The sequence below is a fragment of the Amycolatopsis sp. A1MSW2902 genome (assembly GCF_017312175.1).
Classification (GTDB): Bacteria; Actinomycetota; Actinomycetes; order Mycobacteriales; family Pseudonocardiaceae; genus Amycolatopsis; species Amycolatopsis nivea.
This window is the reverse complement of sequence record NZ_QJPO01000002.1, coordinates 42,024-64,286: the sequence shown is the minus strand read 5'-3', so window position 1 is coordinate 64,286 and position 22,263 is coordinate 42,024. Positions and strand designations below refer to the sequence as shown.

The 22,263-nt window shown below is 67.6% G+C and carries 24 protein-coding genes; 7 read left to right on the top strand and 17 right to left on the bottom strand.

What is annotated here, in order from left to right; translation table 11 throughout:
- Positions 1 to 90: 90 nt before the first annotated feature.
- Together DMP23_RS43055 and DMP23_RS43050 are read right to left on the bottom strand one after the other, a co-directional pair.
- A complete protein-coding gene (locus tag DMP23_RS43055) occupies positions 91 to 822 on the bottom strand; it encodes a hypothetical protein (protein ID WP_337824582.1) in 732 nt (243 codons plus the stop codon).
- The gene (locus tag DMP23_RS43050; protein ID WP_337824581.1) at positions 819 to 1,094 is read right to left on the bottom strand and encodes a hypothetical protein; all 276 of its coding nucleotides are present in this window, start codon (positions 1,092 to 1,094) and stop codon (positions 819 to 821) included. Before DMP23_RS43050 ends, DMP23_RS43055 begins: the two co-directional genes overlap by 4 nt.
- Positions 1,095 to 1,330: 236 nt before the next feature.
- Between DMP23_RS43050 and DMP23_RS43045 the strand changes: the two genes are divergently transcribed.
- Both DMP23_RS43045 and DMP23_RS43040 read left to right on the top strand, forming a co-directional pair.
- The gene (locus DMP23_RS43045) at positions 1,331 to 1,792 is read left to right on the top strand and encodes a hypothetical protein (protein ID WP_337824580.1); all 462 of its coding nucleotides are present in this window, start codon (positions 1,331 to 1,333) and stop codon (positions 1,790 to 1,792) included.
- A gap of 33 nt (positions 1,793 to 1,825) precedes the next feature.
- On the top strand, positions 1,826 to 2,866 hold the full coding sequence (locus tag DMP23_RS43040; RefSeq protein ID WP_337824579.1) for a hypothetical protein: 1,041 nt from the start codon (positions 1,826 to 1,828) through the stop codon (positions 2,864 to 2,866).
- 383 nt (positions 2,867 to 3,249) lie between these two features.
- Here DMP23_RS43040 and DMP23_RS43035 read toward each other — a convergent pair whose 3' ends face one another.
- Positions 3,250 to 3,726 carry a hypothetical protein gene (locus tag DMP23_RS43035; protein ID WP_337824578.1) on the bottom strand — a complete coding sequence of 159 codons (477 nt, stop codon included), beginning with the start codon at positions 3,724 to 3,726 and terminating at the stop codon, positions 3,250 to 3,252.
- Between the two features lie 330 nt (positions 3,727 to 4,056).
- Here DMP23_RS43035 and DMP23_RS43030 point away from each other — a divergent pair, with 330 nt between their 5' ends.
- The 3 genes from DMP23_RS43030 to DMP23_RS43020 all read left to right on the top strand — a co-directional run bounded on the left by DMP23_RS43030 (position 4,057) and on the right by DMP23_RS43020 (position 6,757).
- A complete protein-coding gene (locus DMP23_RS43030) occupies positions 4,057 to 4,410 on the top strand; it encodes a DddA-like double-stranded DNA deaminase toxin (protein ID WP_337824577.1) in 354 nt (117 codons plus the stop codon).
- Positions 4,407 to 4,913, top strand: a complete 507-nt coding sequence (locus tag DMP23_RS43025) for a hypothetical protein (RefSeq protein ID WP_337824576.1) — start codon at positions 4,407 to 4,409, stop codon at positions 4,911 to 4,913. The genes DMP23_RS43030 and DMP23_RS43025 overlap by 4 nt, the downstream gene beginning before the upstream one ends.
- 416 nt (positions 4,914 to 5,329) lie before the next feature.
- Positions 5,330 to 6,757 (top strand): PHP domain-containing protein, encoded by a 1,428-nt coding sequence (locus DMP23_RS43020; protein ID WP_337824575.1) that lies wholly within the window; start codon positions 5,330 to 5,332, stop codon positions 6,755 to 6,757.
- Between the two features lie 21 nt (positions 6,758 to 6,778).
- On the opposite strand, the gene DMP23_RS43015 is transcribed toward DMP23_RS43020, so the two are convergent.
- Complete coding sequence (locus tag DMP23_RS43015; protein WP_337824574.1) at positions 6,779 to 8,071, bottom strand: FAD-binding protein; 1,293 nt, start codon at positions 8,069 to 8,071, stop codon at positions 6,779 to 6,781.
- Between DMP23_RS43015 and DMP23_RS43010 the strand changes: the two genes are divergently transcribed.
- A complete protein-coding gene (locus tag DMP23_RS43010; protein WP_337824573.1) occupies positions 8,051 to 8,932 on the top strand; it encodes an enoyl-CoA hydratase-related protein in 882 nt (293 codons plus the stop codon). The genes DMP23_RS43015 and DMP23_RS43010 overlap by 21 nt on opposite strands.
- 5 nt (positions 8,933 to 8,937) lie before the next feature.
- Entirely contained in the window at positions 8,938 to 9,711 is a 774-nt protein-coding gene (gene pcaD, locus DMP23_RS43005; RefSeq protein WP_337824572.1) for a 3-oxoadipate enol-lactonase, read from the top strand.
- A gap of 20 nt (positions 9,712 to 9,731) precedes the next feature.
- Here the strand turns inward: pcaD and DMP23_RS43000 are convergent, their stop codons facing one another.
- The 13 genes from DMP23_RS43000 to DMP23_RS42940 all read right to left on the bottom strand — a co-directional run bounded on the left by DMP23_RS43000 (position 9,732) and on the right by DMP23_RS42940 (position 22,226).
- Positions 9,732 to 10,937, bottom strand: a complete 1,206-nt coding sequence (locus DMP23_RS43000) for a CoA transferase (protein ID WP_337824571.1) — start codon at positions 10,935 to 10,937, stop codon at positions 9,732 to 9,734.
- Positions 10,934 to 12,352, bottom strand: a complete 1,419-nt coding sequence (locus tag DMP23_RS42995; RefSeq protein WP_337824570.1) for an amidase — start codon at positions 12,350 to 12,352, stop codon at positions 10,934 to 10,936. Before DMP23_RS42995 ends, DMP23_RS43000 begins: the two co-directional genes overlap by 4 nt.
- Positions 12,349 to 12,513: a hypothetical protein gene (locus DMP23_RS42990; protein WP_337824569.1), complete on the bottom strand. Its 165-nt coding sequence runs from the start codon at positions 12,511 to 12,513 to the stop codon at positions 12,349 to 12,351. The genes DMP23_RS42995 and DMP23_RS42990 overlap by 4 nt, the downstream gene beginning before the upstream one ends.
- A gap of 2 nt (positions 12,514 to 12,515) precedes the next feature.
- Positions 12,516 to 13,745, bottom strand: a complete 1,230-nt coding sequence (locus tag DMP23_RS42985) for an ABC transporter substrate-binding protein (RefSeq protein ID WP_337824568.1) — start codon at positions 13,743 to 13,745, stop codon at positions 12,516 to 12,518.
- Positions 13,746 to 13,791: 46 nt separating this feature from the next.
- Positions 13,792 to 15,027 carry a CaiB/BaiF CoA transferase family protein gene (locus DMP23_RS42980; RefSeq protein ID WP_337824567.1) on the bottom strand — a complete coding sequence of 412 codons (1,236 nt, stop codon included), beginning with the start codon at positions 15,025 to 15,027 and terminating at the stop codon, positions 13,792 to 13,794.
- On the bottom strand, positions 15,028 to 15,225 hold the full coding sequence (locus tag DMP23_RS42975; protein ID WP_337824566.1) for a ferredoxin: 198 nt from the start codon (positions 15,223 to 15,225) through the stop codon (positions 15,028 to 15,030).
- Between the two features lie 46 nt (positions 15,226 to 15,271).
- Complete coding sequence (locus DMP23_RS42970) at positions 15,272 to 16,468, bottom strand: cytochrome P450 (RefSeq protein WP_337824565.1); 1,197 nt, start codon at positions 16,466 to 16,468, stop codon at positions 15,272 to 15,274.
- A gap of 23 nt (positions 16,469 to 16,491) precedes the next feature.
- Positions 16,492 to 17,277: an SDR family NAD(P)-dependent oxidoreductase gene (locus DMP23_RS42965; protein ID WP_337824564.1), complete on the bottom strand. Its 786-nt coding sequence runs from the start codon at positions 17,275 to 17,277 to the stop codon at positions 16,492 to 16,494.
- 149 nt (positions 17,278 to 17,426) lie between these two features.
- A complete protein-coding gene (locus tag DMP23_RS42960; RefSeq protein ID WP_337824563.1) occupies positions 17,427 to 18,584 on the bottom strand; it encodes an acyl-CoA dehydrogenase family protein in 1,158 nt (385 codons plus the stop codon).
- Positions 18,581 to 19,732, bottom strand: a complete 1,152-nt coding sequence (locus tag DMP23_RS42955) for a branched-chain amino acid ABC transporter permease (RefSeq protein ID WP_337824562.1) — start codon at positions 19,730 to 19,732, stop codon at positions 18,581 to 18,583. The genes DMP23_RS42960 and DMP23_RS42955 overlap by 4 nt, the downstream gene beginning before the upstream one ends.
- 9 nt (positions 19,733 to 19,741) lie before the next feature.
- Complete coding sequence (locus DMP23_RS42950; RefSeq protein ID WP_337824561.1) at positions 19,742 to 20,626, bottom strand: branched-chain amino acid ABC transporter permease; 885 nt, start codon at positions 20,624 to 20,626, stop codon at positions 19,742 to 19,744.
- A gap of 2 nt (positions 20,627 to 20,628) precedes the next feature.
- The gene (locus tag DMP23_RS42945; RefSeq protein WP_337824560.1) at positions 20,629 to 21,459 is read right to left on the bottom strand and encodes an ABC transporter ATP-binding protein; all 831 of its coding nucleotides are present in this window, start codon (positions 21,457 to 21,459) and stop codon (positions 20,629 to 20,631) included.
- Positions 21,456 to 22,226 (bottom strand): ABC transporter ATP-binding protein, encoded by a 771-nt coding sequence (locus DMP23_RS42940; protein WP_337824559.1) that lies wholly within the window; start codon positions 22,224 to 22,226, stop codon positions 21,456 to 21,458. The genes DMP23_RS42945 and DMP23_RS42940 overlap by 4 nt, the downstream gene beginning before the upstream one ends.
- Between the last annotated feature and the right edge of the window lie 37 nt (positions 22,227 to 22,263).

Sequence of the window (22,263 nt, the reverse complement as noted above, 5' to 3'; positions counted from 1 at the left end):
CGGCCGGCTGGCCAGCCGACTCGGCCATGCCCGGCTCCGGGGTCCCTGCGGTCCTGCGCCAGCACCGAGACGTCGGAAGTCAGCCAGTGTTCAGGGTGCTGGCGGCTCTGCGGATTGCCGGATTCGGGTGGTGGTTGCGCCGACGGCGATCCACATGTGGCCTTCCTGCTTCGGGGGCAGCTGGGGGGGAAGGTCGGTGAGGCGTCCGGCGAAGCGGTCCAGCTCTGCCACCAGGCTTCGGCTGGCGCCGTGTCGCGTCCAGTCGGTGACCAGCTGGCGCATCCGGGCCACGATCACGGCAGGTGAACCGGAGATCATGCGCTGGAGTTTCTCGACCTGATCGAGTGCTCGGGAGACCTCGCGCCGGTCGGCGAGATCCTCGGCCATGGCGGTGACGACGCCGACGAACTCGCCGAGCCGGTAGCCCACCTCGTCGCGGATGGGGTTGGCGCGGAGTTCGCGCGGTGTCGGCTGCTCGTGCGCGGCCAGCAGCGCGTGCGCGCGCTGCCGGTTGATGTGCAGGCGCTGCCCGGCCTCAGCGACCGACAGCCCCTCGGCCAGCAGCTGCGCGACACAGACGGCGCGGACGTGCTCCAGCGCTGGGGTGACGCCGCGCGCGACCTTCGCGACGGCCTCCCACCGTTCGACCGCATCGGGGATGCGCGCGAACAGGACGCCTTCGATCTGGTCGAGCGCGATGTCGGCTGGCTCGGTGCTCGCTCCGGTCAGCCGCCGGAACTCCGTCTCGGACATCAACTCCAGTTCGTCGGTCGTCAGCGACGTCAATGCCTCTGGTTCCGCGCCGCCGTCGGCCGCGCTCATGCTGACCGTCCGAACGACCCGGCCAGCCATTCCGCGAGCGTCGACTCGTACTGCCCGCGCACCGCTTCTGTCGCAGGCGACTGCTCGACGTAGCCGGTCAGGGCGTCGGAGCCAGCGCAGTCGCTGTCGAACGCTGTGCGCCATCCCCAGTGCAGTCCCGCCAGGAACGGGTACCGACGTCGGACCTCTGCCTCGGGTGTGCCGTCCGCCGCGTCCCACGGGCTGCTCCAGCCAAACGCGCGAACCACCATGCGCAGCTGGTCGTCGGTCATGGCAGCCAGTGGAACCGAACCCGGTTCGCCGATCTCGGCATAGACGGTGCCTGCTGGCCCTGAGCCTGCTGTGTTCACCTTGCTCTCCCCCTCATGCGGGAAAATTTGTCTACTACATGGTAGACAACTGACAGGCTTTGTCTACCGCTTGCTGGACAAACCGAGACGGGTGACAGCACGGTTCACTTTCAGTTCTGTGTTGCGGAAGCTGAAACGCAGTACTTATAGTGAAACTCATGACGGAGAATGACATGAGCAAGCGCGACATGATCGACGATCTGGTGGACATCGTGTACCCGCTGCCGGATTCGCCGGGGGCGGATGCGGACGAGCACGAGCGGGACGGCTACGGGGCGTGGCTGGACGAGGTGGTCGAGCAGCGCGAGCGGTTCGAGCAGAACCTGCGGATGGCCGAGCGGTTCGAGCGCATCGAGGACCCGCGGTACGACGCGCTGCTGGCCGAGATCGGCGCCGCCCGGCGGGAGAGGCTCGACGCCGAGGCGAGAATGCGGATGCTGGTCGCCTACGGCCGCGAGTTCATCAAGCCCCAGCCCTACCAGCTCAAAGACCTCGCCGCCGCGGCCGGGATGTCGATCTCCGGCACCCGCAGCTCCTACACCGTCGAGGACATCGCCGCCGTCGCCCGCCGCATCGGCCGCCAGCCCCGGTTCCGCGCCGAGGACACCAGCACCGACTGACCCGTTCCCGCCCGCAGCGTAAGGATCCCGGCCATGGCCACGACCTCCGCAAACCCCGACCAGCCGAACGCCCGCAAGGCGCAGGCCTGCCGCCTCGCCGCGCGGACCGGCATGGCCCGCTCCGCCGCCCTGCGCCACGTCCTCCGCGCTGCCGAGCGTTGGCAGCCTCGGCACCGGTGGGCACTGACCGACGACGTGCGGGCCTGGCTGTCCGGCGAGAGCTGGCGCGGCATCGGCTACGGCGACCTCTACGCCTGGCTCGACAACGAGGTGTCCCCGGACTTCGTCTGCGACCGGTGCGGCGAGCCCGGAAACGCTCGCGACACCGACTGCAGCATCTCGCTGATCGTCACCGCCTACGATCCCGACCTCTCCCCCGCCACCCGGCACCTGGCCACGAAGAAGTACCACGCCGCCTGCCGGCCGTCGTCGATCGCCTGGCAGGCTCCTCCGACCGTCTCCTCCGTACCGCAGCCCCTTTACCTGCCTTCCAGCCAGAAACCCTCGATGGCCGGCGAGTTCGCGCTCGAACCCCGCGCTCTGCTCGACACCGACCCCGACGACGACACCCGGCACGCGATGCTGCTGCTGACTGCCCACGTCGTGCGGGATCACGGCCAGGGCTCGTTCGCGTGGCTGACCGAACTCGAGCTTTACCTCAGCGGCGAAGGCGTCGGCCGCGTCCACGACCTCGAAGACGAAACCGACTGGACGTTGCGGATCGCCGCCGAACACGCCACCGAAGATCGACCGCCGTGGATCGCGATCCGGACCGCCCGCGACGCAGCCGACGGCACACCAGACCACTTGCTGCTGTGCCAACTCGACCTTCCCGAGGGCTGGGCCGAGACCGCCCGGCGCGACGGCTGTGTCGACCTCGTCGTCGGCCCGTGCACCCGCCACTGGGACCACGCCCCCGTGCCCGAGGACACAGTCGACGAGATCGCCGAACTTCTCAACGAGAACGACGAGCGGTGCGGATGCGCACACCTCACCGCCGACCACGCCGTCGATCTGGTCGAGTCCAGCGCGTTCCTCGTCGGCACCGTCCGCGTCGCCCAGGAGGCCCGCTGACATGGACGAGGACAACCCGGCAACGGCCCCCGCGTCCCTGAGGCGCTGCTCGGCGAGCCGGGAATGCGCTGGGCTCGACCTTAGTGCCTGCCCCTAATCGTCAGAGCCGTTGTGGTGTAGGGATTTCTGTGGCAATCGGTGTCGTTTGCGCTGGCGATGGCGGGGTGCTGGTTCTACGGTGTCGGCGGTGGGCCGGCGGAGTGCTGGAGGCGGGCGGTTGGTGCTAGTCACCGACCTGCCGGTGGTGCGCGCGGCCGAGCCGGTCTTCCGCGCGACCGCTCCTGCGAACGTGCCCGCCACGTAGTCCAGTGCTGTCTCGCGGCCGCGATCCGTCGCGAGGTCGAATCTCCCGCCGAGGCATCGGTTGCTGCTCCTGCGAGGACTCAGAACGCTGCGGGACCGGCGCTTGTCGGGACTGCGGTGCAGAAGTAGTCGCGTCCGGTCATCCACAGCGATTGCAGCATGTCCAGGGTCACCACGGGCACGCAGGACATGCTGACCTGGGATCCGAACGCGGTCGCCACGGCTGCGGCGGCAGCCTCGAAAGCCATCAGCTGCAGCTCGGCCGCGCCTTTACGCCCCTCTCCGGGAGCGGCGTAAAGGGCTGCGAGGTACAGGGCGGCTCGCTCGATCGGCACCTGACCCGTCCGCCAGGCGAACCGGTGGACCGCGAGCATCTCGTCCGGCTGCGGTTCAAGCCGGGTGATGACCGCGCCGATCGGCCACTCGGCGGCAGGCACCGCGTCGGCGATGAGCTGGCCGAGCTGTCGGAGGCCGACTGCGGGCCCGCAGCTCGCGCTGAACATCGTGGGGCAGATGTCCCACCGATCCCAGAAGTCCGCTGGCACTCTCGCCGCCATGCTCGCAGCCTACGCGCGCACCGGTGGGCTTTGTCGTCCCTGCGGCGCGGGCAGCACGGAAACAACACGATGCAGCGTGCATCGCACCTCAACCGCCCGGGTCGGTAAGTTTGAGCCACACGACATGGATTCGAGCGAACCGGCCTCGAGCCTGCTGCGCGGGGAGCCTAGATCAACGACGACGCGAACACCGGAGACGAACCCCGCCGCGCCTACACGAACTCCTACGGCGACTGCTACGACGAGCGAGCCTCCCAGCTCGCCGCAGCATTGCCCAAACGCGTCATCCACGGAGCGAACGACGGCGGCCGCACATTCGCCATCGCGCGGGTGAACGGCCGTGTGCTGCCCGCGGTGACGAGCGGCGGCGCCAACGACCCGCTCACGCACAGAGCGAAGGACCTCCTGCGCGAGCACGGCTACACCGACCGCCAGGCCGACTTTCTGAAATACCACGCGGAGATCAAAGTCGTTGCCCTCATGCGGATGAACCCCGCGATCGGCGACGTCGAGATCGCTATCAACAACACCCCGTGCGGAGTCGAAGAATTCGCGGACTTCACCACCGTGTGCACCAAAGCGCTCGACAGGCTCCTGCCCGCCGTCGGTTCGCAGAGTTTGACGATCTACGGCTCCTACCAGGACAATCGGCCATACACGAAGCGCTACGGGAGGCCCCGGTGACTATCACACCGCTCGACCTGGAGAACGCGCGGCGATACAACATCGCCAGCCGCGCCCAGCTCGCCGAGCTCGGCGCCGGCCTCGTGCCCTTCCTCGAGTCCGGCACCCACCGGAGCCTCCGCGGCGAGACGACCGGCACCCTCTGGACAGTGTGGCGCGGTCGGCCCGAAGACGGCGGCCCCTGCCTGCTGGTCGGGCTCCGCGGCGACCGCGGCACTCTCGCCTGGTACGAGGACGGCGAAAACAACCGATTCGTGCCAGTCGGCACCTTCCTCGGCGGCGAAGCGCGCGAATACTGGACCGGAGGCCAGCCAGTCGGGTGCACCGAAGGCGAGGAACTCGCAGTCATCTACGCGAGCCTCGCCCTCGGCGAGTTCATCGGCACCGGCGACCGCCCCACCGTCGTCCGCTGGCAACCCGCCTCCGCGATGCCCGATCACCGCCAGCCCGAGCCGATCGAGCAAGACGCGGCGTTCCTGGCCTGGCGGCAAGCCGCCGGGTAGCTGGCCGCAGCACCGGCACCTGCAGACCTCGAAGTGGCCGGCCGCGGAAGAAGGACCAGGCCGACCAGGCAGCCCAGAACGAGGACGAAGTCTGCCCTCGTGCAGAACGCACACACGCCGGGTGGGGAGCGATGCAGCCTGCATCGCTCACAACAGGCCGACCAGCTCCCGGGGAAGCGCTGCGCACTGCGTGGGTGTCAACCTCGCCGAGCCGGATGTGCCGTCAGCGCGCACCGCCGCCCAACCCCAGCCACCCCACCGGATACTCCATACGGGCTACTGTCAGACCTGCCATGTTGCGATCAGCGCATGTCACGCACACGATCCCTGTCGTGCCCGCATGGGTACAAGTGTTCGATTTCTGATGCGTGTCGCGCTGACTTCCCCTCGGCGTGCGGCGAGATGGAGAGCCGTGCGTGCCCGGGTTGTCCGGTCGGTCGACGTTCGCGGAACAGCTGCGCCGCCTGGCGGCCAAGCAGCCCCCGCCCCGCCGCCACGACGGGGACGCCTCGCCCTGGAGCCGCGAACCCCGGGGCCCCGCCGATGGCGCCGATCCCGCGCTCGGCCCGGACGGGCGCCGCGTGCCCTACGCCGAACTGCACTGCCGGTCCAACTTCAGCTTCCTCGACGGCGTCAGCCACCCCGAGGAACTCGTCGGCGAAGCCGTCCGGCTCGGCCTGGACGCGCTCGTGCTCGCCGACCGCGACGGCATGCACGGCGCGGTCCGCCTGGCCCAGGCCGCCCGCGCGCACGGCCTGCCCGTCGGCCACGGCGCCGAGCTGTCGCTGGACCTGCCCGGCGAGCAGGCCGGCGTGCCCGACCCCGCCGGAACCAGCCTGCTCGCGATCGCCCGCGACCTCACCGGCTACCGGCGGCTGTGCGGGGCGATCTCGCGCGCCGCGCTCGCCGGCGGCAAGAACGCTCCCGTCTACGACCTGGACGCGACCGTCGAGGACCTGCGCGGGCACGTGCTCGTCCCGACCGGCGGCCGCCGCGGCCACGTCCGCCGGGCACTGGTCGAGCGCGGCACCGCGGCCGCCGCCGACGCGCTGCGCGACCTGGTCGACTGGTTCGGGGCCGACCACGTCGTCGTCGAGCTCACCGACCACCAGCACCCGCTCGACTCCGAGCACAACGACGTCCTCGCCGGACTCGCCGCCGAGCACGGCCTGCCGGTCGCGGCCACGACCAACGCCCGCTACGCCGCCCCGGACCAAGCCCCGCACGCGAACCTGGTCGACGCGATCCGCGCGCACCGCACCCTCGACGACATGCAGCCCTGGCTCGGCCCCGGCACCGCGTTCCTGCGCTCCGGAGCCGAGATGCACGACATGTTCGCCCGCTACCCCGGCGCGGTCGCCACGTCCGCCCGCCTCGGCCGCGAGGTCGCGTTCGACCTGCGGCTGCTCGCTCCCGCGCTGCCCCCGTTCCCCGTCCCCGACGGATTCCCGGACGAAGCCGACTACCTGCGCCACCTCGCCTACGCCGGAGCCGCCGACCGCTACGGCCCCCGCGACCACAACCCCGACGCCTACGCGGTCATCGACCGCGAACTCGCCGTCATCGAAGAGCTGGGCTTTCCCGGCTATTTCCTGACCGTCTGGGACATCGTGCGCTTCGCCCGCGAATCCGGGATCCTCGCCCAGGGCCGGGGATCCGCCGCCACCTCCGCCGTCTGCTACGCCCTGCGGATCTCCAACGTGGACGCCGTGAAACACCAGCTGCTGTTCGAGCGGTTCCTCAACACCGAACGCCGCGAACCCCCCGACATCGACGTCTTTACCGAACTTGACCTCAGTCGCATCCGCCCAGTCCTCGAACTCGAACCCGGCAGCCGCGGCTGATAGGCGATCCGGCTCCATCCGTTACCTGGGTCGCGACACCAGGGCGGCCGCGGCCATTCCGGCTGTCATGCCGGTGACCGTCGCCGCGCTGAGGCCACCGCAATAGCCTTCGTGGTAGATATCGGACATATCTGCGCCTGCTGCGAACAGGCCGGGCACGACGTCCCCGCTGGAATCGAGCACCTCACCCCGGGATGTGGCGCGTATCCCGCCGTAGGTGTAGGTGACCGCGGGGGCCACGCGGGTGAGGAAAACGGCTCCGTCGCCAAGATCCCTGGCGGACCGGCTGTCCGCGAACTCGGCGAACCCCCAGGAACGCAGCACCCGCCCCGCATCCTCGGCGGACTCCGCGCGCGCGACTTGACCCCCACGGTCACGCGCGTAGGCCCACCTGTCGATGGCGAGGTCCACGGGCGCGGGTTCGGACTCGGCGCGCGCCTGAACCTTTGCCGACCACAACAGCACCCCGTCGCCGCCTCGGCCGGCGAGTGCGATCGTATTGCGTGGATCTCCGGCGGTCTCGTCGGTGAACCTGTGGCCAGCGCGATCCAGCAGCACGCTGTGCGTGCTGTGGTACAGCGCGAGAGCCCGGTAGTCATAGCCTGACAGCGGGGCGATCCCATGGGGGAAGAGGTGCCCGTAGAACCCCCGGTTCGCGAAGTTGACCTCGGCGCCGAGCGACCGGGCCAGTGTGATGCCACCTCCATCGGAGTATTGGTTGGCGCGGAGAACAGCGGCAGCGCCGGCCAGGTCGGCGCGTACGGCGGGATCGGCTTGCCGGCCACCAGTGGCGAACACGATCGCCTGCCCTTCGAGCAGATCGGCTCCCCCGTTCATCCTGATCCGGAATCCTGCACCGTCCCGGGTGATCTCGTCGACCGAGGCGGACGTGTATACCGCGCCACCCGCGCGCTGCACCTCCTGCGCCATACGCAGAAACGTCAGCGGCAGGTCGAACCGCCGCGCACGCCGGCTCCGGGTCTCCACAGGGTCGCCCAGCGCCGTCCCGAACCGGGCGAGGCAGCCGACGGCCGCGACGAAGCCTGCCACGACGGTCCCACCGTGCGACTGGAGCGGACCGGGGTCCTCGGCTCGGAGCACCTCGTTGTCTCGCACGGTCCAGACGGTGCCGTGGGACAGCGCCGCGGAACCGCCGATCACCGGAGCATGTTCCAGCACAGCTGTCACAGCGCCCGAACTGGTCGCAGCAGCCGCCGCGCACAGGCCGGCCATGCCACCGCCCAGCACAACAACATCGAAGCGACTCGAATTTTTAGGACCAACCATTGACCTATGCCCACTTTCCGTTGTCATGAGGTTGATTTTAAGGACCAACCATTTATACGATGGGTGTATCCGAACAAGAACAGCGCTGGTGAGGAGAAGCCCTTGACCAAGACCGACGCCCCCGCGGAGAACCCCGTCCGGGTCGATCGCGACGGTCACGTCGCGACGATCACGATCGACCGGCCGAAAGTCCGGAACGCGCTTGACCTCGACTCCGCCAGGCAGCTGACCGCCGCCGTCGACCAGATCGAGAACGACCCGGAGATCTGGGTCGGAATCGTCACGGGCGGCGGTTCCGTCGCGTTCAGTGCCGGTGCGGACCTCGGTGCCCGCCAGCGTGGGGAACCGCGAGCGGTCATCGAGCCCTTCGGCTTCGGCGGTTTCGTGCGCAAGCCACGGACGAAGCCCTTCATCGCCGCGGTCAACGGCTATGCCGTCGGTGGCGGGCTGGAGATCGCGTTGTCCTGCGAGCTCGTCGTCGCCGCGCCGAACGCCACGTTCTCGCTCCCGGAAGTCAAGCGCGGGCTCATTGGCGGCGGGGACTGTCTTCCCTTCGCCGCACGGGCGTTGCCGCCGGCCATCGCCGCGGACCTGGCGCTCACCGGGCGGCAAATCGGCGCCGAGGAAGCGGTTCAGCTCGGTTTGGTCAACGCCGTCGGGGCGGACGTGCTGTCGCTGGCGCACGAGTACGCGACCCGGATCTGCGACGGTGCCCCGCAGGCAGTCGCGGCGACGCTTTCCCTCCTGCGTAACCTCGTCACTCCCCCGCCCGCGGGTTACTACGCGCTCGCCGACGCGATCCAGGCCCGCCTCCTGACGACCGAGGATGCCGCCGAAGGCGCACTCGCGTTCAAGGAACGCCGTGCCCCCAAGTGGAGCGGCCGATAACCGCCATGCAGGTGAACCACAGGGTTGAAGGAGCCAAGGACGGCCCTGCCGTCGTCCTGCACACCTCATTGGGGTGCGCCCTCAGGATGTGGGACCCGCAGATCCGGGCCCTCACCGCGGCGGGGTTTCGGGTCGTCCGCTACGACTACCGGGGACATGGCAGCTCCCTTCCGGCTCCCGGACCGTACACATTGGACGATCTCGGCACGGATGTGCTCGAACTGATGGATTCCCTGGGCATCGCCGAAGCAGCGCACGTAGGCCTTTCCCTGGGCGGCATGGTCGCGATGTGGCTGGCGGAGCGCACGCACGCGCGGGTGACCGGACTCGTTCTGTGTGCGACCTCAGCGGCATTGGCGCCGGCCTCGGCGTGGAGTGAACGCGCGGCGAAGGTGCGCGCGGCCGGGTCCACGACGGAAATCGCCGATGCGTTTCTCCCCCGCTGGCTCGGGGCGGAATTCTCCGTGGCCCATCCCGATACCGTGAAATGGGTGCGCGACCAGATTCTCGAGACGTCACCGGAAGGTTTCGCAGGTGGGTGCGAAGCGATCGCCGGCATGGATCTGCTTTCGGGGCTGGACCGGATCGACGTGCCGACAGCGGTGGTCGTCGGCAAGCAGGACCCAGGAACGCCGCCCGAGCATTCGGAGCTCATCGCCGCGACGATCCCCGGCGCGACGCTTTCGCTCGTCGATCCGGGGGCGCACCTCGTCAACGTCGAACAGCCGGAGCCGGTCAGCGGGGCGATCCTGGGTTTGCTGACCCGGATCGCCCCCTGACCATGGCGACGAGGGTGCCGTCACCGTGCGAGCGCGCCCTCGTCGCCGCCGGACAACTCATCCAGGACCTCCTGGGTATGCTGGCCCAGCAGCGGTGGTGCGGTGACCTCCGGCCGCGGTGAAGAACTCATCGCAACCGGCCAGGCCAGCAGGACCACCTGACCTCGCGTCGGATGTTCGACCTCGGCGAGGAATCCGCTGGCGAACATCGATTCGTCGGCCAGCAGATCCCCGGTGTCGAGCACGGGACCGGCCGGAACCCCGATCTCGTTGAGTCTGTCGGAAGCATCGTGCTTGGTGTGCCGCATCGTCCAGGCGGAGACGATCTCGTCGACCTCGGCGCGGTGCTGATAGCGCGAAAGCGGAGTGGCGAAACGCGGATCGTTCAACAGGTCCGTGCGGCCCATCGCGTCGAGGACCGCCGCCCACTGACGGTTCCCGCTCACCGGATCGCGCGGGGTGAACAAGGTTACGTAGTCGTTCGGACCGCCGCCCTTGCACGGGTACATGCCGACCGGCGCGGCCGACCCGGTCGGTGAGCCATTTCCCGCCCGCCGTGCCGGCTGTCCCTCCACCTGGTGGCGCGCGATCGGCACCCGGCAGAAGTTCAGGAGCGCTTCCTGCATCGCGACGTCCACGCGCTGTCCCCGCCCGGTGTTGTGGCGTTGCAGCAGAGCACCGCAGATCGCGATGGCCAGGTGCAGTCCAGAGCCCGTGTCCGCGAAGGTCGGGCCGGGCTTCATCGGCGGTCCGTCGGCGTCACCGGTGAACGACACCGAACCGCCCATCGACTGCGCGATGGCGTCAAAGCACAGCGAGTCGCGGTATCGGCTGTGTGGCCCGAATCCCTTGATCGACGCGTAGACCATCCTGGGGTTGAGCTCGTGCACCCGGTCGTAGCCGAACCCCAGCCGTTCGATGGTGCCCGGACCGAAGTTCTCGATCAGCACGTCGCAGCGCTCGATCAACCGTTCCAGGGCCTGCCGTCCGTCTGCGGACTTGAGATCGAGAGTGACCGACCGCTTGTTGGTGTTGAGAACGAGGAAGTAGATCGAGTCCGCGTCGGGCGTGTCCGCGGCGACGACCCGCGACGAGTCGCCGGCCGGGCTCTCGATTTTGATCACGTCGGCGCCCATGAACGCGAGCGAGAGCGCGGCGATCGAACCGGACTCCCACTGGGACAGGTCCAGTACCTTGATTCCGGACAGTGCTTGTTCTCCGGTCATAGTTCTCCTCCGGCCATCGCGGGCAGCGTTCGATGCCAGTCCGTCACGGACTGGTACGCGTCTGCCGCGGTCAGAACGTCCTTGTCGCGAAAGGGTTCGCCGATGATCTGCATCGCCAGCGGCACACCTGATACGGACAACCCGATCGGTACTGAGACCGCAGGATTGCCCAGCATGTTCCAGTAGGCCGTGTAAAGCGGAAAGGCGAGATCCATCGCGCCGTTCGCGTAGTGCATGTCGGCGATCAACGGTGCACCACGGCCGGCCGTCGGGGTGACGATGAGGTCGACCTCACGGAAGACTCCCGCCATCGCACTTCCCGCCATTCGGCGCACCCGCTGAGCGTCGATGTAGTCCCCGGCGGACAGCGACGCGCCGGTACTCACCCTCAACCGGGTGCTGAGCGAATAGGAATCCCAGTGTTCCCGGAGAGCGTCCTGGTGGTATCCGAACGCCTCGGCGAGCAGGATCACCTTGGCGGCAGCCGAAACTTCCGTATACCAGGGAAGCTCCACGGGCACGATTTCGGCTCCGAGATCTTCGAGACTGCGCATCGCCTGGTCGACCGCCCCGTCGAGCGCGCTGTCCCGCCGTGCGGTTCCGTACCGGTCCAATGGGTCGAGCCCGATACGGACGCCGTCCAGCCGTCCCGTGCGCGAGATCTCGCCGTGCCAACGGGGCGAGCGCACGGAATCGACGTCCGCCCCGTCGTGACCGGCCAGCACGTCCAGCATCAGGTCGCAGTCTCGCGCGCTCCGGGCAAGTGGGCCGACGTGGTCCAGAGTTCGCGCAAGCGGGATGCATCCGGTGCGCGGGACCAGCCCGAAGGTCGGTTTCAGCCCGGTGACGCCGCAGAACGCGGCCGGCATGCGAATGCTGGCCGCGGTGTCCGTACCGAGCGCACCCAGCACGGCCCCGACGGACACGGCACTACCCGACCCCGAACTGGATCCGCCGGCCCACCGAGCCGGCTCCCACGGATTCCGCGGCATCGGGAAGGACGACGCGGGATCTGGCATCCCGACTGCATATTCCATTGTGGACAGTTTCCCGAGCACGATCGCTCCCGCTGACCGCAGCCGCTGCACAGCCGTAGCGTCGGCCAGCCTTCCGCTCGCACCGTTCGGATCAGGGACAAGGCTCTGGGCCGTTGTCGGTCCGTCTTCGGTGGTGAGGATGTCCTTCACCCCGACCGGAATCCCGTGCAGGCTCCCGACCGCAACACCCGCGCTCCTTGCCCTGTCTGCCTTCTTGGCAGCGCGGAGCGCCTTCTCGTCGAAGCGGGTCACGAACGCACCGAGTTTTCCGTCAACGGCGTCCGCGGTCGCGAGCGCCGCTTCGACGAGCTCGACGCTTGAAACCAGACCGGATTCCAGCGCGGCAAGAGCATCCACTATGGACTTGAACTCCATCATCGATACACATCCGGATTCGCTTGCAGCGCTTCACGAATGTGCCCGATGCCGGCCAGGGTGTCGCGGTAGGACTCGACGGCCAGCTCCAGCTCCTCTGCCGGTGGTGCGATGTCGTACCTGAGCAGCGCCTCGCGGACGTGGTCCTCCAGAGTGGAATCCATCATCAACCCTCAGGCGGCTGGTAGCCCGCCAGCAGGCTCGGGGTGATGAACGGCTGGGACACCATCTTCAGCCCGCCCTGCACCGTGCTGTCGGGCCTCGTGATGTTGTAGGCCCGCGCCGCGGGTTTGCCCGGATGCGAGAAGTCGAGGTCGGGCAGGAGCCCGGTGACCTTCAGATCCGAGATGGACCGATACGCCTTCTCCAGCCCCGCACGGGTGAGCTGATCACACGACTTCGCGATGATATCGGTGTACACCTTGGCCTGGCTCCAGCCGTTAACGAGCCCGGCATCCGCCTCCACGCCACCCGGATCCGCCTGGTATGCGGCCCGGAGCTCGTTGATCGCCGCATTGTCCGCGGAATACGGAGACCACCCAAGTGGGACGTACAGATGCTGCTGCAACGCGGACGCGGCCCCGGTCGTCATCAGCTGCGAGACGAAACCGGCGGTGCCCGTCAGGATCGGGACGTTGAGCCCCGCCGAAGTGGCGGCGGTGGCGATGGCCGCGGTCTGGGTCGGCAATCCCTCGGCGGCGATCACCTTGACCCCGGCGTCCTTGAAACGCTGGATCTGACTGGTCATGTCGCTGCTGGTCGGCGCGACTTCGACCTTCTGCACGGTCAGCCCGAGCTGCTGGGCGGCGTAGTCGACACCCGGCACCTGGGACACGCCCAAGCCCTGGATGTAGATCTCGCCGACCGCGTCGCCCTTGTGCAGCAACCCGTTCTCGTTCAGGTATCCCAGTCCCGCGACCATGTCCATATCGGACGTAGACGGCACCGTGATGAACGAGTTGTTCGCCAGCAGGCTGTAGTCCCACGCCAGTGTCGTGGTCAGCACTTGGTCGCTCTTGAACCTCGAGGACAGCGAGGACAGCACCGGCGTCCCCAGGGTCGAGACGTACCCGAGGACGTCCGGTTCGGACTCCCGGTACAGGCTCAGCGCCTTCTGCGGGTCGTACTGGTGGTCCTGCGCGGTCAGCTTGACCTGCCGGCCGCACACGCCACCGTTCTTGTTGAGCTGGTTGATGTACAGCTCGGCACCGTGGTAGTTGACCTTCCCGGAAGCGCTGGCCGGACCGGAGAGGTCGGTCAGATATCCCAGCGTGATGCTGTCCTTGGTCACGCCGGGGCCCGCGGTCTCCGCCGACGACTTGTCGATCGTGCTGCAACCGGCAGACAGCAGGGCAACCGCCAGACCGGCGGCCGCGACGGATCTCGTCCTGTTCATGTGCTCCTCATCTCCTTTGATGGTGGAATCACATCGGGGTGAATTGTCAGACCGTTCCGTCCGCGCGCAGCGGGGCAACGGATTCGGGTGTCATGCCCAGCACTTCGGACAGGACGTCGTCGGTGTGCTCGCCCAGCAGCGGCGGCGAAGTGATCACCGGGCTCGGCGACGCACTCATCCGGACCGGCCAGCCGGGCAGGACGACCGGACCACGCACCGGGTGTTCGACGACGTTGAGCATCCCGCTGTCGTAGAAGGCCGCGTCGTCGATCAGGTCGCCGCTGTCCAGAACCGCGCCGGCCGGAACGCCCGCCTTGTTCAGAAACTCCATGGCCTCACGCTTTTCGTGCTGAACCGTCCATTCCCCGAGGATTCGGTCGACGTCCTCCCGGTTCGCGAAGCGCTTCTCCGGGGTGGCGAACCTCGCGTCGTCGTAGAGATCGGTCCGTTCGATGGTGTCCAGCAGCCGCCGCCATTGCTGGTTGCCGCTGATCTCGTCGCGGGCGGTGTAGATGAACAGATAGTCGTTGGGCCCCCCGCCCAGGCACGGGTAGAGCCCGGACGGCGCCGAGGTGCTGCTGGGTGAGCCGTTGCCGACTCGTTCGGCCGGCTTGCCGGTCATCTGGTGGCGGCCGTAAGTCATGCGGCAGAAGTTCATGACCGCGTCCTGCATGGCCACTTCGATCTGCTGCCCCTGCCCGGTGACCTGCCGCTGGTAAAGGGCCGCGCACACACCGACCGCCAGATGCAGGCCGGCCCCGGTGTCGGCGAAGGTCGGACCGGGCTTGAGCGGCGGGCCGCCCGGCTCACCCGTGAACGCGACCGCGCCGCCGACCGACTGCGCGATGGCGTCGAAGGACCTGAAGTCGCGGTAGGGACTGAACTTCGAGAATCCTTTGACAGAAGCGAAAATGATCCTGGGGTTGAGCTCACGAAGGCGGTCGTAGCCGAAGCCGAGCCGCTCGATCGTGCCCGGGGCGAAGTTCTCGACGAACACGTCGGCCTGCTTGACCAGCTCGGCCAGCAACTCCTTGCCGCGTTCGGTCCGCAGGTTCAACGTCACCGAACGCTTGTTGGAGTTGAGCACCAGGAAGAACAACGAGTCAACGTCGGCACTGTCGGCCGAAGCGATCCGGGCGGAGTCACCGACACCCGGCCGTTCGACCTTGATCACGTCCGCGCCGAGGAAGGCGAGCGACTGCACGCACATCGACCCGGCCTCCCACTGCGTGAGATCGAGGACACGCACGCCGTCGAGGGCGCGGGCGGTTTCGGTGGTCACTCATTCCTCCCCGAGAAGAATCACTTCGGCCGGGCAGAGCCGTGCTGCCAGCCTGGTCGCGTTGTGCTGGTCGGGCGGCGGGTTCTCGTCGAGCAGCTCGACGATCCCGTCCTCGTCGCGCTGGTCGAAGACCTGAGGCGCGTTGAGCACGCACTGCCCCGCGGCGATGCACCGCTTGTCGTCGATCTTCACGTGCATGGGTGGTCTCCTGACTTGCTGGAGTGGTTGGGAATTCCGGGCAGGCTCACCAGGTCAGCGGGAGCTCGTAGACGCCGTACACGAACATGTCGTGCCGGAATCGCAGCTCCTCGAAGGGGACCGCGAGCCGCAGGCCGGGAATCCTGGTGAACAGCGTGCGCAGCACGATCTGCAGCTCGGCGCGGGCGAGAACCTGGCCGAGGCACTGATGAATGCCGTAACCGAACGCGACGTGCGGTCCGGCGTCCCGGGTGACGTCGAACCGGTCCGGGTCCGGGAAGAGGTTTTCGTCGCGGTTGGCCGACGGGATCGCGCAGATGACGCCTTCACCCTTGCCCACCAGGTGCCCGTTGACGTCGATGTCCTCCAGCGCGACACGTCGGGCCCCGGTGTGTAGAACACTGGAGTAGCGCAGCAGCTCCTCCACCGCGCCGCGGATCAGGCCCGGATCGTGGCTGATCGCCGCGAGCTGATCCGGATGCTGAAGCATGGTCAGCACCCCGAGAGCTGTCATGTTCTGGGTCGTCTGGTGGCCGGCACTGAGCAGCAGCCGGGTGATGTTGAGCATCGCGCCACGATCGAGATGACCGGGCTCGAGCTGTTCCTTGACCAGGCGGCTCAAAATGTCGTTCTGCGGCTCGCGCTGCTTGCGGGAGATCAGGTCGTCGAGGTAGGCCATCAGCTCCTTCAGCGAAGCACGGACCTCGTCCGGTGTGGACTTCGAGCCGAACTGCGTCCGCGTCGCCCGGTGGAAGACATCGTGATCCTCGTACGGCACGCCGAGCATGTGAGTGATCACCTCAGTCGGCAACGGCTGCGCGAACTGCTCGACGAACTCCATCGGCCGCGGACCTTCGAGCATCTGGTCGATCAGCTTGTCGACGATTCCCTGGATGAAGGGCCGGAGAGCCTCGACTTGCTTGACGGTGAACTCGCGCGTGACCATCCGGCGCAACCGGTCGTGTTCGGGCGCGTCCAGCCGGAGGAACGACTTGTCAGCCTTGTCGGCGACCATGCGCCCTTCGAAGACGTGGGGATAGCCCTCGCGCAACGGCTCCGCGCTGAACTGCGGATGCCCGAGCACCACGCGCATGTCGTCGTAACGCGTGAGCAGCCACGGTGCCGTGCCATCCCAAAGCCGGACACGCGTGAACGGATCTGACTTGCGCAACTCGGCGTAGGCCGGTGGCGGGTCGAACGGGCAGGTCCGGCTCATCGGGTAGTGCAGTTCGACGTCGGTCATCGATCCTCCTCCATGGTGGTTCGTCATGCGGACACCCGCGCTGCCAGCCGACGCATGCCGGCCAGCCACCGTTCACGGTTGCCTGCGCGCCGCTGCTCGTACGAAGCGACTTCCGGGTGCGGCAGAATCAGGAAAGTGCCCGCAGCCAACGCTTCGAAAGTCTTGGCCGCCACCGCATCCGGCTCGAGGTAGTCGGTACCGAACCCGGTCCGGCCGTCACGGCGAGCACTGTTCATCGCGGTCTTGACACCCTGTGGCGCCAGGCACGACACGCCGATGCCATCGTCGTCGTGCCGGATCGACAACCACTCGGCAAGGGCGACGGCCGCGTGCTTCGTCACCGCGTAGGGCGCCGATTCGACGTCGCTGAGCAAGCCCGCGGCGGACGCCGTCACCAGCAAAGTGCCCCGGCCGCGCGCCACCATGCGCGGGACGACATATCGCGCCGCGTGCACGTGGGCACGCACATGCACGCCTACCGAAATCTCCCAGTCCGCTGGCTGCCCCAACCCCTCCCCGCGGTGCACCCCGGCGTTCGAGCACCACAGGTCGATGGGTCCGATCTCCTCCTCGACGTGTTCGACGATTCCGGCAATGGCCGCCCCGTCCGTGACGTCCGCGGCGAAGACCGCCGTGGCGGCACGAGTCAACCGGTCGGCCGTGGCCCGGGCTTCGCCCTCGTCCCGGTCGACGACGACCACGGCACGGGCGCCCTCGGCACCAGCGTGCACGGCGAGCGCGCGGCCGATCCCGCTGCCACCGCCGGTCACCACGACCACGCTGTCAGCAGGGCTGAATGAATGAGGCACGAGCTTTCCTTCCCCGCGGAACCGTTTCATCAATGGTTCAACCTTTAAAATTACTTGTCAAGACCTACAGTCCAGCAAAGTGGCTCAAGGTTGGACCTTTAAAATCACAGAGTCGTCCGGCCAAGAGGAACACGTGGACGACCGGCCGCTCAGAGTCCCAGCGACTTGGCGATGATCAGCTTCATGACCTCACTCGTGCCGCCGTAGATGCGCGCGACCCTGATGTCGGCATAAAGCCGGGCGATCGGGTATTCGGTGATATAGCCATAACCGCCGTGCAGCTGCAGGCATTGGTCGATGACCGCGCCTGCCTGCTCGGTGCAGAACAGTTTCGCCTTCGCCGCGTCGGTGGGCGCCAGGTCCCCGGCATCGAACAGTTCGAGTGCGCGATCGGTCATCGTGACCATGGCCTCGACGGTCGCGGCACTTGCCGCGAGAGAAAACTTGGTGTTCTGGAAGCTTGACAGGTGCTTCCCGAACACGGTGCGCCCGGAGACATACTCGACCGTCTGTCTCACCGCGGCCTGGGCCGCGGCGCTCGCGGTCAGTGCGATCGACAGTCTTTCCTGCGCGAGATTGTGACTCAGGTACTCGAACGCGCGCCCTTCGTCCCCCAGTAGGTTGTCTACCGGCACGACTACGTCATCGAAGGCGAGCTCCACGAGATCGTTGGCGTGCAGGCCGATCTTCTCCAGCCGGCGACCGACCGAAAAACCCGGTGTGGTCGTGTCGACGGCAAGGATCGACAAGCCGGCCCGGCGGTTGTCCGGATCGCGCGGCGCCGTCCGGCACACGACGAGCACCAGGTCGGCGACGCTACCGCCGCTGATGAATGTCTTGGCGCCATTGAGAACGTAGTGCGACCCATCGCCGGCGAGGCGCGCCGTCGTAGAGATGTTGGCGAGATCGGATCCGGTGCCCGGTTCGGTCATGGCGATGGCGAGGAGCGTCTCACCGGAAGCCACTCCCGGCAGCCATCGCGCCTTTTGCTCCGGGGAGGCGAAGGCTGTCAGATACGCGAGGATCAGCGTCGAATGTGGAATCGCGCAACCGAAACCGACGCCGGCGGCGGCGATTTCCTCCATGAGCACAGCCGCATACGCGTAGCTAGTCGCGCCGCCGCCGCCGTACTCCTCCGGGACCCAGAGCCCCAGGATTCCCAGTTCGCCGAGCCTCCGGTAGAAATCCCGGGGCGGATGTCCCTGCTGCTCCCACTCGTGGAAATCCGGAACAACCTCGCGCTTGATGAAATCGCGGACGCTCGCGCGGAATTCTTCGTGGGTATCAGTCAGCGTATGGCGTTTCACGAGTTCACCTCCTCGACCCTGCGGCGGCGCAGTGTGCCGGCGATTTTCGTACTGATCGGCGTCGACCGGACCAGCAATACGACGATCAGGACGATGCCGAAGACATACTGCGACAGCGTGCCGGGATCGAGACCGCCGGACTGTCCTGGCTGAGTGAGGAACGGAATCGCCGACGAATACTCGGAGAGAATGAGCGGCAGGCCCGTGACGACCAGCGCACCGAAAAGCGAGCCCACTGCCGAACCGGTTCCGCCGAGCACCACCATCGCCAGATACAGCACCGACAACGTGAACCCGAAATTCTCGGGAACGATGTGTTCGTAGATCAGCGCCAGCAAAACCCCGGTCACCCCTGCCGCCAGTGACGACACCACGAAGGCGAGGCTGCGGTAGGTCTGCACGTGGATCCCGGCGCTCGCGGCCGCGGCCGGGCTGTCCCGGACCGCCTTGAGCGCCCGGCCCGCCCGGGTTCGCTCCATCCTCCGCATGAACCAGAAGCACAACCCGAGCACCACAGCGACCAGGAACCACAGGGCTTGTTCCGTGCCGAACGGGGTGCCGAATACGGCGACCGTCGGATCGTCGACCGAGAAGCGCAGCCCGCCGATGCTCAGCGGTGCGGTGTCGAGACCGTACGCGCCGCCCAGCGAATTGGCGTTGCGCAACAAGTCGGTACCGAACACGGCGAGCGACAACGTGGCAAGGCCGAGATAGATTCCGCGAAGCCGGGCGGCGATCGGACTAAACAGCAAACCGACGAGCCCCGCCAACAGGATCGCGCACAACGCCGCGACAGCGGATGGCAGACCCACACTGCTCACCGTCGCCCCGGAAACTCCCGGGCCGAGCTTCGCGTACCCATAGGCACCGATACCGATGAAAAACGCATGCGCCAGCGACAGTTGACCACTGACGCCGACGAGGAAACGCAGACCGAGCGCTCCCACGCCGGCAGCACCGCTGAGCAGTAGTAGCTGCAGCCAGAAAGACCCGAGCAGGAACGGGGCGACCACAACCAGCGCGGCGAGCAGAGCGCCGAGCAGCAGAGCACGTGGCCGACGCCACGATTTGCCGTCGCGCTGTGCCGATTTCGGCGCGGCAACCTGGACCGGAGTGGATTCGGGAATCCGTACGTTGATGTTCGTCATCGTTGTCCCCTAGATCCGGTAGAGGGGCTTCTTGCCGAAGAGCCCGGTCGGACGGATGAGCAAGACGACCACCATCACCAGCCAGGGCACCGCGGTGTCGAACCCGGCGAGGAAGGTGAGCGCGTGCTGGTAGTCGACGACCAGTGATTGCGCGATCCCGACGAGCAGGCCTCCCACGACGGCTCCACCGATCGAGTCGAGGCCACCGATCACGACCGCTGGGAACGCCAGCAACGCGATGTCCGAGGTCCCGGCCACCAGTCCGACGCTGGGATAGGCGGTGATGAACAGGCCGGCGACGGCCGCCATCGCGCCACCCAGTAGCCAGGCGCTCAACGCCACACGCGGAATCCGCGCGCCCATCAAGCTCGCCGTTTTCTTGTCTTCCGCCACGGCCCGCGAAACCAGGCCGAACATCGTGTAGCGGTTCGCGAGCGTGACCGCGGCGATGATGATCGCCGCGACGGCAAGGGCGCACAGCCGGGAGACCGCGATCCGGATCCCGCCGAGGTCGACCACACCGCTGGCCCACGGGGCGTGCACGGAAAGCACGTCCGGACCGATCTGCTGAGTGAGCGCGGCGGCCATCGCGACATTGGCGGCGATCGTGATCGTGGCCGCGATGTCCGGTGGCGCAAGCCGGACGGGATGCAGGAAAAGCAGATGCAGCAGGCCCGCCGAGACCGCGGCGGACACGATGCCAATCACAACGGCAAGACCGAAACCGGTCACGTCCTGCACCTTCGCCATGACGTACACACCGAAGACCAGCAAGGAGCCGTGCGCGAAGCTGATGACGTTGGTGGAGCGGTAGATGACCACGAAGCCCATCCCGATCACGCCAAAAATCAGCCCGAGCGAGGCGCCGTTGATCAGGTTCCCAAGGAAGTCCATGTCTAGTTCCCGCCCGTCGTGGTCGCCAGTTCGTCGTCGGCCGGGCCGGTGCCGAGGTAGGCCTCGATGACCGCCGGGTGTGCACGGATCTCTTCCGCCGAACCGCAGGCGATGACCTTGCCGAAGTCGATGACGGTGACCTCGTCGGCCAGGCCCAGTGCGAATTCGACGTCATGCTCGATGAGCAGGATGGTCAGGCCGGTGGCGTCGTGCACCTGTGCGAGGACCTCCTGCATGGCCGCGACCTCGTCCGCCGTCATGCCCGCCACCGGTTCGTCCAGCAGGAGCAACCCGGGAGACGAAGCGAGTGCGCGGGCGATCTCCACCCGTTTCCGCACCCCGTAAGGAAGACGCCCGCACGGTTCGGCCACGAAATCGGCCAGGCCGACCAGTTCGGCCATGGCACGGGCATGTTCGCGGGACCGTCGTTCGCTGCGCGCGGCACCAGCCCAGCCGACACACGCTCGCAGCACCCCCGGAGACTCGTTCAGGTGGCATCCAAGCTGGATGTTGTCCAAAACGGACTCGCCGGCCGACAGTTCGAGGTTTTGGAAGGTGCGTGCGACGCCAAGCCTGGCGATCTGGTGCGGTCGCCTGCCGGTCAGCACATGCCCGCCGTAGCGAATTTCGCCCTCGGCCGGTGTGTAGAAGCCGGAAACGAGGTTGAACAAGGTCGATTTGCCCGCCCCGTTCGGGCCCAGCACGGTGTGTATCTTGCCGGGCTGCGCCGTCAGCGAGACGTGATCGACTGCCAGTACACCCGCGAACCCAACGACGGCGTCCCGGACTTCGAGCAGCTCACCGCGTCGTTGCGCGGGTACGGCCGCGGTCATGCGCTCGCCCCGCTCACGGCAGCCTGCGCCGCACCGAAGTAGGCACGGTGCAGCGCGTCGTCGGTCCGTAGTTCGTCCGCGGTCCCGGTGAAAACAGCTTCCCCGGTCCGCAGCACGATGACCCGTTCCGCGAGACGGAGCGCCATCGAGGCATTCTGCTCGACCAGCAGGATAGCCATTCCCTGTTCGGCTATCCTGCCGATGACGTCCGCGACCTGGGCGATCATCGTCGGCGCAAGCCCGAGCGAAGGCTCGTCGAGCAGCAGCAACCGGGGCCCGCTCATCAGCCCGCGACCGATCGCCAGCATCTGCTGTTCTCCCCCGGACAGCAGCACCGCGCGCTGCTGCCGCTTGCGCTCGAGCACAGGGAACGTGCTGTAGAGCTCGGCGATCCGTTTCCGGCGCGACCTGCGCCCGGCGCCGCGCAGACCACCGATCAGCAGGTTCTCCTCGACGGTCATGCCCGCGAAGATCCGTCGTCCCTCCGGGACGAGACGCACACCGGCTTCGACGATCCGGGCCGGACTCCAGCTGTCCGTCCGCAGACCGTCGAAGGCGACGTGGCCGCTGCGCACCATCCCTCCGTGCAACGGAAGAGTTCCGCAGATCGCTCGCAGCAAAGTGGACTTGCCAGCCCCGTTGCTGCCCAGCAACGAAACGACGGTGCCTTCGGGGACGCTGAGGCTCACGCCGCGCAGAGCGGTCGTTCCCCGGCCGTAGCCGACACCGAGGTTCGCCACGTCGAGCAGCGCGTCAGTGATTGGCACGATAGGACTCCCTTGTCACTACGCAATGCGCGCACGC

Excerpts from the sequence above, each read along its gene's own strand:
- DMP23_RS43055 (WP_337824582.1), bottom strand. The coding sequence starts at position 822 with ATGAGCGCGGCCGACGGCGGCGCGGAACCAGAGGCATTGACGTCGCTG.
- DMP23_RS43050 (WP_337824581.1), bottom strand. The coding sequence starts at position 1,094 with ATGACCGACGACCAGCTGCGCATGGTGGTTCGCGCGTTTGGCTGGAGC.
- DMP23_RS43045 (WP_337824580.1), top strand. The coding sequence starts at position 1,331 with ATGACGGAGAATGACATGAGCAAGCGCGACATGATCGACGATCTGGTG.
- DMP23_RS43040 (WP_337824579.1), top strand. The coding sequence starts at position 1,826 with ATGGCCACGACCTCCGCAAACCCCGACCAGCCGAACGCCCGCAAGGCG.
- DMP23_RS43035 (WP_337824578.1), bottom strand. The coding sequence starts at position 3,726 with ATGGCGGCGAGAGTGCCAGCGGACTTCTGGGATCGGTGGGACATCTGC.
- DMP23_RS43010 (WP_337824573.1), top strand. The coding sequence starts at position 8,051 with ATGCCCACTTTCCGTTGTCATGAGGTTGATTTTAAGGACCAACCATTT.
- DMP23_RS43015 (WP_337824574.1), bottom strand. The coding sequence starts at position 8,071 with ATGACAACGGAAAGTGGGCATAGGTCAATGGTTGGTCCTAAAAATTCG.
- pcaD (WP_337824572.1), top strand. The coding sequence starts at position 8,938 with ATGCAGGTGAACCACAGGGTTGAAGGAGCCAAGGACGGCCCTGCCGTC.
- DMP23_RS43000 (WP_337824571.1), bottom strand. The coding sequence starts at position 10,937 with ATGACCGGAGAACAAGCACTGTCCGGAATCAAGGTACTGGACCTGTCC.
- DMP23_RS42995 (WP_337824570.1), bottom strand. The coding sequence starts at position 12,352 with ATGATGGAGTTCAAGTCCATAGTGGATGCTCTTGCCGCGCTGGAATCC.
- DMP23_RS42990 (WP_337824569.1), bottom strand. The coding sequence starts at position 12,513 with ATGGATTCCACTCTGGAGGACCACGTCCGCGAGGCGCTGCTCAGGTAC.
- DMP23_RS42985 (WP_337824568.1), bottom strand. The coding sequence starts at position 13,745 with ATGAACAGGACGAGATCCGTCGCGGCCGCCGGTCTGGCGGTTGCCCTG.
- DMP23_RS42975 (WP_337824566.1), bottom strand. The coding sequence starts at position 15,225 with ATGCACGTGAAGATCGACGACAAGCGGTGCATCGCCGCGGGGCAGTGC.
- DMP23_RS42970 (WP_337824565.1), bottom strand. The coding sequence starts at position 16,468 with ATGACCGACGTCGAACTGCACTACCCGATGAGCCGGACCTGCCCGTTC.
- DMP23_RS42955 (WP_337824562.1), bottom strand. The coding sequence starts at position 19,732 with ATGACGAACATCAACGTACGGATTCCCGAATCCACTCCGGTCCAGGTT.
- DMP23_RS42950 (WP_337824561.1), bottom strand. The coding sequence starts at position 20,626 with ATGGACTTCCTTGGGAACCTGATCAACGGCGCCTCGCTCGGGCTGATT.
- DMP23_RS42945 (WP_337824560.1), bottom strand. The coding sequence starts at position 21,459 with ATGACCGCGGCCGTACCCGCGCAACGACGCGGTGAGCTGCTCGAAGTC.